At 46.5% G+C, this 2,480-nt stretch carries 3 protein-coding genes; 2 read left to right on the top strand and 1 reads right to left on the bottom strand.

The genetic code is table 11. The features are described from left to right. Nucleotides 1-17 precede the first annotated feature (17 nt). Nucleotides 18-170, top strand: a complete 153-nt coding sequence (locus AB4585_RS22595; RefSeq protein ID WP_372171055.1) for a CAP domain-containing protein — start codon at nt 18-20, stop codon at nt 168-170. 108 nt (nt 171-278) lie between these two features. Here the strand turns inward: AB4585_RS22595 and ltrA are convergent, their stop codons facing one another. After that, a complete protein-coding gene (gene ltrA / locus AB4585_RS22590) occupies nt 279-1,613 on the bottom strand; it encodes a group II intron reverse transcriptase/maturase (RefSeq protein ID WP_102381128.1) in 1,335 nt (444 codons plus the stop codon). 589 nt (nt 1,614-2,202) lie between these two features. Here ltrA and AB4585_RS22585 point away from each other — a divergent pair. Beyond that, nucleotides 2,203-2,430: a hypothetical protein gene (locus AB4585_RS22585; RefSeq protein WP_372171054.1), complete on the top strand. Its 228-nt coding sequence runs from the start codon at nt 2,203-2,205 to the stop codon at nt 2,428-2,430. Nucleotides 2,431-2,480 lie beyond the last annotated feature (50 nt).

Raw genomic sequence — 2,480 nt, 5'->3', positions numbered from 1 at the left:
CCGCTGGGCAAAATTCAATAGACGACGTCATGGCATCATGGATGAGCAGCGCTGGCCACTGCCAAAATATAATGAGCAGTAATGTCACAGAGATGGGCGCAAGCGCAGTAGAAAATGCAGATACCCAATACGGCATCTACTGGACGCAGGTGTTTGCTAATGCTTGGTAAAGTTGTGAGGTGATGCGTTCCAACCAGATTTTCATAAATTGCAATTAAGCATCATCAGAAAGTAGTTATTCCTGTTGGTTAAGCAGATACATCGAGTAGGGTGAGGCGTTACCGCCTCATCCCTCTCACAGAACCGTACGTACGGGCCTCGTATACGGCTCCTGTACACTTCCATTCAGCGTAATTGCTGAACACATACCCTGTCCTAACATGTTCCAAGTTCAGCAAACCCAAGTCAGCAAACCACTGGTTGGGCATTGAGAGACTGGCGAGTGGACTTCTAGCACTGTTCCAACTTGTCATGGTGATGAACTTAAACGGTGGCTTATATCCTAGTTGTTTTAACCTACGATGTAGCCGTGCCGGTTTCTTCCATAACCTTAGTTGCACACTGCGAAGCCTTCGTCGCAACCATCCCGCTATTTGATAGAACTCTCTTTTCGCATTAGCGATCCTGAAGTAGTAACTGAACCCTCTTAATATTGGATTCAGCTCTTTGATAACATCTGTAAGTGGTTTACCACCATTACGTTTTGTCATCTGCTTTAACTTTCGTTTGAACTCGACGAGTTTCTTGGCTTGAATACGGGTATATCGACTCCCGATTTCTACACCAAGGAACCTCACACCGTCTTTGCTGTGCGCGATATGTGATTTCGCCTGATTCACCGTCAGTTTCAGCTCTTTCTCCAGCACCTTGGTCGCTTGAGCAAGTGCATTTCCTGCACCTTTTCGACTGCGACAGAAGATTAGAATATCATCTGCATAACGAACAATTCGATGACCTCGATTCCGCATCTCCTGATCGAACGCATCCAAATAGATATTCGCTATCAAGGGGCTTATTACGCCACCTTGCGGGCTTCCTATCTCGGTCTTCTGCCAATGCTCACCTACCATCACTCCGCTTTTCAGGAACTGACTTATCAGTGCCAGTACACTACTATCCCTGACTCTCTCTCTAATACTTCTCAAGATAAGCTCATGATCAAGCTTGTCGAAGCATTTTGATAAGTCCATATCGACAACATGCTCCAATCCATAGCGGCGGATAAACATCGTCGATTTATTGATAGCATCATGACAACTTCGATGCGGTCTGTACCCAAAGCTCGATGGGTGAAACTGCTCTTCGAAGATCGGAGTTAGGAGGTCATTCAGAGTTTGTTGGACAACTCTATCCCGTACTGTTGGGATACCAAGTAGCCTGATACCTCCCCCCTCTTTCGGGATTTCAACCCGTCTCACTGGTTGAGGTTCATACTGCTTGTTTTGAAGTTCAGCGAGAAGTTGATCGAGATTGTTACTCAGATTTGAGGCGAAGTCGCTCAGGCTCTGCCCATCTATTCCGGCCGCGCCTTTCGCTTTCCACACCTTTTTAAATCCTTTATATAGTCGCTCTTTGTGGAGCAACTGCCCATACAGGCTGTAATAAACTCTCAACGTCTCACCTTGGACTGTGTGCTGTGTGGGGACAAAATGTGTTCTTTCGTGTTGGTCTGTTTCCCTCTGCTATTTAGCCTTCTAGCCTAATGGCAATATACTAAAGTGAGTCAGAGCTACTCCCATGTACGGTTTCTCGACCCAGTTTTCTGTCTCCACAGATCACCAGTCCGGAATACCCCGATAGCGAATCGGTTTGTGTACCACTAAAAAAAAACATCTGTTCATCACAGACTTAAAGTGTACTTCCTCCCTTCGCAACACTGACTGCTTTTGGCTGTTCAGTGCCCCATCAAACATAATGCTGATGATCAGCTCAGTTTTCTCCTCCACACCATTACTGGGCTTCACAGGCTGTGCCTTACTCACTACTACGGATTCATCTGCCACCTCGCACCAACATAAGTCTTGGTTTTCACCTTAAGCGTATGTCTCCGGCATATACCCGGATGTGGTGTCAGGCTTCCCCAGTTACTGCACTGACTCCCTGTTAACAATGCCATCCTCAAGCACAGCATAGGTCTGACTGAGTATTGGGCTTCGCGCTATTTCGGACGCTTACCCACCTACACTGCCGAAGCAGGTTCACTTGCGTTATGTACTGTTAACTTCCTATGGCTTCCTTCAGACCTTGCCGTTAGCCAACAACGCCCTTGCCAGTCGGGTTATCTTCCCCTCAGTCGGGGTGATTCAGGTTTCTCTCAACCTAACGGGTTTGCCAGCTTTGCTGGGCAAACAAAAAAAGCCGACTTTTAAAGTCGGCCTTAGTGGCAAGCACTTGGTTAATTTACCTATACCTAAAGGTAATATTGGATGATTTTATCTTCAGCCCCATCGTCTGAATGGGTTTCTTTAGTTCTTTAATCT

The organism is Vibrio sp. 10N.222.49.C9, assembly GCF_041474985.1.
GTDB classification, from domain to species: Bacteria; Pseudomonadota; Gammaproteobacteria; order Enterobacterales; family Vibrionaceae; genus Vibrio; species Vibrio crassostreae_C.
The sequence above is the reverse complement of the archived record's forward strand: the minus strand, read 5'-3'. Positions and strand labels throughout refer to the sequence as shown.